This is a genomic window from Microbulbifer jejuensis, from assembly GCF_047289955.1.
Taxonomy (GTDB): Bacteria; Pseudomonadota; Gammaproteobacteria; order Pseudomonadales; family Cellvibrionaceae; genus Microbulbifer.
Map to the genome: position 1 here is coordinate 1 of NZ_JBLBUB010000056.1, position 7,114 is coordinate 7,114.

Below are 7,114 nucleotides of genomic sequence, written 5' to 3' on the forward strand. Positions count from 1 at the left end.
GGAAAGTGGAGAAAACTCCGGGGCTTTGACTGCCTGGCCAAGGTCATCACCGGAGTGAAGTTCAAAGATGGAGAGGAGGTGTCAACAGCCGACCAGAGCGCTGCTTAATCTGGCTTTTTGAACACCAAAATTGACAATAACTCAATAATAGACCCCCTTGGATCACTCCATAAAGGAGTGCACTCATCACAACACTACTTGGAATATAGTAGCGAGAATTTTTTAATGGTAGGGTAAAAATAATTAATGAAGAACAGATAGCAGAAAGCAAAGCAACACCAAACCAAATGATCTTTAATCTTGGTGAAACTACCCATAGTACATACGCTACTGGCAGAAGACTTGACGCAAACAGGCAAGCCGTGAACCTCCATAGATATACACTTGATATTTTTTCCTTACTACCCCAACTCAAGTTCTTGCCCCTATAACATCTATATAGTGCTCACCATGATCACTATTATCCTGATTACTGTCTCGGAAGCAATGCTGTGCCACTCCCTTCATACACTCTCCCCCTCAATAACTCCAGACAGTAGGCCGGGTACACTCACCCGGTATAGGCTCGAGGTCATCCAGGTGCAGAAATCGGCCCTTGTGGGCGCCCTTCTGCTTTACGCCAATCCCAGTAAACCCTTCCTCTATCGCGATCCCTAGCAGTTCGTAGGCACGCCCACCAGAAACTGATACATCCACAGCCTGCCCGGTTGTGTGTGTCATGGTGGAGCCGATACTGGTGCAGTGGGCCCGGCAGCGATAGCCAGAGTTGATCACCATAGGCTTGTTGAAGCGCACCCTGACTCTGATCAATCGGCGTAGCGTGTCATCCGAGAAGTGGTTATTACCACAACAACGGCAGGACAACTCCTTTTCTGTGAAGTAGTCGTTGTCAAACATGGGATTATCAGAAACGAAAAAGCCCGCACTAGGCGGGCTTAGGAAAGTGCCAAATTTGCTCTGATCTAGTCCAGCTTACAAAGCTAACCAGCTAACAAACACCTTGGACATCTTTGGGGTGGGTGCTAGAAATTCACCCCTACCTGTATATATTTATCAACAAACCAGTATCTTAATCTTTATTGCATCTTGGACATGTCGGATTACCGCCGCCACCCCCACTCTTATTAATAGATCCCAAATATACACTCTTTCTATACAAACCATCTGAAATAACCGCATCAATTTGGTATATATCCCCCCCCGGTATTGACAAGTTTACACTTGCAGTACCAGTCAAACTATTGCTGGAAAAAGTTGCAGCAGTTCCATCTCTACCATAAAGATCACCATAATAACGAAAGGTAATCGTAACTGGTATGCCAGTTAAGGCTGCCGTTGAAAATTCGTCTACAGTGTAATCAACACTTGCTGACGAACTGCCTACGTATTTTCTAGTAAGAGTTGGCGGGGATTGAACATTTATATTTTTGCATATTGTTTCATAAATAATATTTCCTGATATAAGTGAATCTTTAAATGAATAATTTATTTGAACATAATTTGATCCACGGTTGGGAAAGTAAATATTTCGCTTCGCCACCTGCTTAAAATCTTGATAGCTATACTTATCTGATCCTGCATCGCCATCCAAAGTAAAAAAATATGCAGTTCTGCCGTTTAATGATCCTCCCGCGCCACTTAATATCTTGCCTTCATGCCTATAGGTTTCGGTGGATCCAACCAAGACATATCTATCCCCTTTTACATTAGACGAATCACCACCATGCCCAAGAACACTACAATGGTCGTACAAATACGGAGCGGCGGCAAAGCTATTGGAGGAGGCCACCAACAATACAAAAATCCCAGAAAATAATTTATTCATCAACAACCACATCCTTTTCAATTATTTAAAAACCATATGAATATTTTCATATGACCTTTTTGAATCTTATACATTTCAAAATTTAAAAATTTTATCTATGAATTACAAACTTCAGACTTATCTCCTTTCTTATATTTCCTGCAGCCCAGAATACAAGCACGGCACACCTAATTCAACCTTAGAAGGAAGAGTTTTTAGATAACATCTGAAAGCAATTGAATTGTACCAAGTAGAGTATTTTATCTACAAAAATAAAGATAGAAGAAATTCTAGTGATTTTCATAATCACGATAACACTGCCCCCCCAACCCAACATTCATATCAAAGAGATCGGAGGCATTGATGCTGAATTTCAGACACAAAAAACCGGCTCTTGGCCGGTTAGTCAGGATGATCGCTGCACACACCCACTCCGTCTTCAAGCTCCTGAAGAAACGCTCTGTCGGCGCATTATCCCAGCAGTTCCCACGGCGACTTAGGCTCTGCTTCATCTGGTAGCGCCACAGCAATTGCCGAAACCCCAAGCTGGTGTACTGGCATCCTTGGTCTGAGTGAAACATTACACCTTCAGGCTCATTTCTCGATTCATAGGCCATCGTCAACGCCTTCTTTACTAGCGCCGTATCTGGTGATAGCGACAACGCCCAGCCAACGGGCTTGCGCGCGAACAGGTCCAGAACCACCGCCAGGTAAGCCCAGCGAGTGCCTGTCCAGATGTACGTGATGTCGCCAGTCCAGGCTGTATCCGGTTCTTGAATGTCGAATTGCCGCCGAATGTGGCTGAAGAAAAATATTGGAATGCTCAAAAGACGGTGGCCAAAAATACTTGACCACTACAATGCCGCCGGCACACCCTGGCAAACCCCGGGCAAGGTGGAAACCCTGCATGCCTCAGCTGTTGCTGAGGGCACGGAGAACGAAGAGGTCAACAAAGGGGCCTGGCGCATGGAGTGCATCCAGCGCACGGTGAAGCTGCGGGTGGTGATTGGGGAGTAAAGTGGAAAGCCAGCAGTCAGCGACGACAGTGCGATACTGAATATTTTCAGCTCAAGCTCTCACTATCCAAGTAACTCAGCTAAACGCGATCAGTGGGCCAGAAGCGGCCGCACAGATCAAATTTTAATATCCTCCCTGCCTTAATTAGCAGTAAAGAAGGTGATTAATAAACATATACAGCGCCGGAAACTGGCGCATCATTATTAGTTGAATCGCCATCAATGCCTGTCGCATCACTGTCCTCACCTTCCGCCCCGACTGCCAGGGTATTGCCGTCTCCGCTGAGGCTTACTGAAGTACTGAAGAAATCTTCCCGTTCCGTATTATTGGCCTTGACATAGGCCTGCTGGGACCAAGTAGTATTGGTGCGGGCAAATACATACACAGCGCCGGAACTGCCTTCATCAGTGTTAGCCTGGTTGCCATTAATACCTCTTGCGTTGCTTTTCTCGTTAAGTGCCCCTACCCCCAGAGAATTGCCGTCTCCGCTAAGACTGACTGAGTGACCGAAGAGGCCGCCTCTATCAGTATTACTGGCCTTAACGTAGGCCTGCTGGGCCCAGGTGATGCCGGTACGAGCAAACACATACACGGCACCAGACCCGTAAAAATCATTGTTGCTCTGGTCACCATCAATGCCCGTTGCATTGCTTGCCTCGTTATATGCCCCCACCGCCAGAGTATTGCCGTCTCCACTAAGGCTAACTGGCCGACCGAAGGTGTCACTTTTTCCGGCATTACTGGCTTTGACATAAGCTTGTTGGGCCCAAGTAGCCTCTGTGCGGACAAATATATACACAGCGCCGGAAGACCAATCATCGTTATTGGTCTGGTTGCCATCAATGCCCGTTGCATTGCTTTCCTCGTTATATGCCCCCACCGCCAGAGTATTGCCGTCTCTGCTAAGGCTGACTGACTGACCGAAGGCATCACCTATATCAGTATTACTGGCCTTGACATAGGCTTGTTGGACCCAAGTGGCCTCTGTGCGGACAAATATATACGCAGCGCCAGAAAACCATCCATCGTTATTAGTCTGGTCGCCACCAATGCCCGTTGCATTGCTACTCTCGTTAGGTGCTCCTACCGCCAGAGTATTGCCATCTCCGCTAAGGCTAACCGTCACACCGAAGCGATCATCCAAGTTCGTATTGCTGGCTTTGATATAGGCTTGCTGGGTCCAGGTAGTGCCGGTGCGGGCAAACATATACACGGCGCCAGACTCGATAAAATCATTATTGGACTGGTCGCCATTAATGCCTGTTGCATTGCTGTCCTCGCCATGTGTTCCCACAGCCAGGGTGTTGCCATCTCCGCTAAGGCTGACCGCCTTACCGAAGCGATCATCCAAGTTCGTATTGCTGGCTTTGATATAGGCTTGCTGGGCCCAAGTAATGTCGTTGCGGACAAACACATACACGGCACCAGACTCGACTAAATCATTGTTGGACTGGTCGCCGTTAATGCCCGTCGCATTGCTATCCTCGTTAACTACCCCTACCGCCAGGGTGTTGCCGTCATTGCTGAGGCTGACAGAAGAGCCAAAAAGGTCAATTGGATCGGTGTTGCTAGCCTTGAAATATCCGATACTTTCAACCAAAGAACCACTGATTGAGACAATTTCAGAATCAGAACACCCGCCCTCGTTACAGGCCTGCAAAAAATATTGTGCATTTGTTCGAGCATAGAGGGGTGCTTCCAAGGCGAAAGTCTCGGTACCTTGAGGGATGTCTTCCCCTACTTGGCTAAAGCCCGAAACGCCGTCTGGATTTTCCTGCAGACGGTAGTGGCTGGCTCCTTCGACAGTATCCCATTTAAACCGGAATAACTTGATGGCCTCGAAGCTCAAGCCGAAGTTCTGAGGTTGTCTAGGAGCTTGATTTACAGGAGGGGGTTCATTATTAATATTATTATTGTTGGAGTTACCGGAGCCACCGCCGCTACAGGCGGCAACTAGGGACAAAGTTAATATAAAAACAAAAGCAGTTATATTCTTCATTTCGGAACTCGGGCCTTTAAGTTGCGATAATGATTTTATATGAGTGTCCCGCTAGGCTGGAGTGCGGGGGGATTATGCTGAATAAAGAGTACCAAACTTCAAATTATTTTCAGTGGTTTCTGGCGTCATTGGAAGAGAAATAGGTTGATAAGTGAGTACTGGATTATTATCCAGCTTTTGGGTGACTTCTCTTCCAATTGGTACCGTATTTGGTACCACAACGAAAAAAGGCTTACGCCGATTGACGTAAGCCCTTGATCTATATGGCGCGCTCGGGAGGATTCGAACCTCCGACCGCCTGGTTCGTAGATCGGCTCATTCTATAATAAAATCAATAAGTTATGCAACTTATTTTTTGGCATGAGATGCTCTGCAGGCCGCATTCTACCGTTGCAAAAGTGCTATTTTTTGGCGGCCAGAATGCCCCTATCTTGTCGCCTCAACTCTCCTCGCCAGCCGGTTGTACACTGTTTCCATCTTCTTGGAGCGGTGGCCACCATCGTGGTTTTTGTGGTCCGTGATGCCTTTTGCCTTGATGTCGTGAAATGTGAATTTTCCTGTTAACAAGTAGCACCCGCCTATGAATTCAGCACCTGCTGCCATAGCCTCTTTTGCTAGCTCTGGAGGTAGAGCAGCACCAGTGGTCAATGCTTTGGTGATCACTCGCTCCCAGGCTGAATCCAGTGCGTTTTTCTTATAAGGATTGCCGTTCTTGTCATGGAGGAGGTGGCCCTTAGGTGGGGCAGATGGATAGATACGCCGGCAGGCATCAATCGCCAGGCGCAGCCGATCACTGAAAAGGGTGACCTCATTCTTAGATCCTTTGCCTCTTTTCAGATACAAGCCCTCGCGGCGGATACTCAGCTCCGTATAGGCGAAAACTTCACCTCTCCTTGCCCGGCATATATAAGACAACTCCATTGCTGGAGCTATGAGCGGCACCCGCATGTTTTGGGCACAAATGAAGACAATTGCGTACTCCCAGTCCTCAATGTAGCGGTCACGGGCTTCTTCTTGATTCAGTTTTACACCATCACAATGATTGACTGGCACATCCTCGTAGCGCTGTGTGGCCCAGGAAAAAACCGAGCCCAAGAATTGCACATGGCGATTACCAGCAACCGGAGCGGGGTAAGAGTCTAGGTAAGCACGGATTACACGTTTGTTGAGGCGTGACAGCGGGAAGTTTCCAAAGGTCGTGCCATTGACTGGATAGCCGCAGATTCTGTCACGGTATCGCACATAGTCCTTTTGGGTCCGCGGAGCGAGCCTCGTGAACTGGCGACTATTGAGGTACTTGTCGATGACCCACCGCAGATTGTGGGCACCCTCCCCTTGCAGCTCCTCCCAACGGCGATAGAAGCTGGCACGGCTCTTCCTGGCGACCTCAAGGCGGCAAATCTTAACATCAGGCTGAAATTTGCCGTTTTGATAGGCGCGGTGCACCAACCAGCCCCGGATCGCGTAGACACCTTTCGGCAGCCAGCTCCACTCGCTGGGCTTTCTCTTACGTCCCCGCATTGCCAAATACCGGGTTGTTCCAATTGTCATTGGCGCTACGGATCAACGCCTCCGAGATTGCTCCCAGCTCAGTGACGATCTTGCCACTGGGGGTGAGCCGATAAGGTAGCTCTTGTTGATCGAGCCAATCCATAAGTTTGGCGCGACTCTTTACCCCTATCCAGACTTTCAACTCTTCTTCTTGCAGTAGTGTGCTCATAATCCTTTCCAGCAAACTATGGCGCGATCAGACCCGCGCCGATTGGTTATCCTATTGGCACCCAGCCAGGTAAAACCTCTGGCCGTCACGGGTGATTTCTCCTGCCTGCTCCAGGGCGTCGAAAACGGGTTTGGCGGCTGGGTATCCACCGCGAATGCACTTGATGATGTTGCGTAACACGGGCCGGGTACCGAACTCTCCGGCGCAGATTTGGTTGGCCAGTTCAATCTGTTCCTGGCTGAGGTCGGCGTTTACAAACCGTTTAGGGTCCGTTGAAAACCGTTTAGCTGGCGTTGAGGACCGTTTAGAAACCGTTGAAAACTGTTTAGGAAACGTTGAGGAGCCCTGCCCTCCCCTGGGCAACCGTTTATCTACCGTTGGTAGCTGTTTAGCGTCATTTAGCAACTGTTTAGGCTCTGTTCGCGACTGTTTAGCGTCCGTTGAAAACCGTTTAGAATCCGTTGAAAACTGTTTATCTGGCGCTGAAAACCGTTTAGACCGTTTAGCTAAACGTTTACAAACCGTTGAGGCAGCGTTAAACGCTAGTAACGCCACCAGCCCTACCACATCTGTG

At 48.4% G+C, this 7,114-nt stretch carries 7 protein-coding genes and 1 pseudogene; 1 reads left to right on the plus strand and 7 read right to left on the minus strand.

Features of this window, described 5'->3' with window-relative positions; all coding sequences use genetic code 11:
- Positions 1-519 precede the first annotated feature (519 nt).
- From ACL7TT_RS20185 to ACL7TT_RS20195, 3 genes and pseudogenes are all read right to left on the minus strand, one after another.
- Positions 520-897, minus strand: coding sequence for a D-Ala-D-Ala carboxypeptidase family metallohydrolase (locus ACL7TT_RS20185; RefSeq protein ID WP_413397983.1), 378 nt, complete (start codon positions 895-897; stop codon positions 520-522).
- A gap of 172 nt (positions 898-1,069) precedes the next feature.
- Positions 1,070-1,825 (minus strand): hypothetical protein, encoded by a 756-nt coding sequence (locus ACL7TT_RS20190; protein ID WP_413397984.1) that lies wholly within the window; start codon positions 1,823-1,825, stop codon positions 1,070-1,072.
- Positions 1,826-2,229: 404 nt separating this feature from the next.
- Positions 2,230-2,607 (minus strand): annotated as a pseudogene (locus tag ACL7TT_RS20195) (IS3 family transposase); the annotation flags it as partial.
- Positions 2,608-2,623: 16 nt separating this feature from the next.
- Between ACL7TT_RS20195 and ACL7TT_RS20200 the strand changes: the two are divergent.
- A complete protein-coding gene (locus ACL7TT_RS20200) occupies positions 2,624-2,821 on the plus strand; it encodes a hypothetical protein (RefSeq protein WP_413397985.1) in 198 nt (65 codons plus the stop codon).
- Between the two features lie 163 nt (positions 2,822-2,984).
- On the opposite strand, the gene ACL7TT_RS20205 is transcribed toward ACL7TT_RS20200, so the two are convergent.
- The 4 genes from ACL7TT_RS20205 to ACL7TT_RS20220 all read right to left on the minus strand — a co-directional run.
- On the minus strand, positions 2,985-4,820 hold the full coding sequence (locus ACL7TT_RS20205) for an FG-GAP repeat protein (protein ID WP_413397986.1): 1,836 nt from the start codon (positions 4,818-4,820) through the stop codon (positions 2,985-2,987).
- 426 nt (positions 4,821-5,246) lie between these two features.
- Positions 5,247-6,341, minus strand: a complete 1,095-nt coding sequence (locus tag ACL7TT_RS20210; RefSeq protein ID WP_413397987.1) for a hypothetical protein — start codon at positions 6,339-6,341, stop codon at positions 5,247-5,249.
- Complete coding sequence (locus ACL7TT_RS20215) at positions 6,328-6,540, minus strand: hypothetical protein (protein ID WP_413397988.1); 213 nt, start codon at positions 6,538-6,540, stop codon at positions 6,328-6,330. Before ACL7TT_RS20215 ends, ACL7TT_RS20210 begins: the two co-directional genes overlap by 14 nt.
- Before the next feature lie 51 nt (positions 6,541-6,591).
- The coding region (locus tag ACL7TT_RS20220) for a hypothetical protein (protein WP_413397989.1) at positions 6,592-7,114 on the minus strand (523 nt) is incomplete at its 5' end.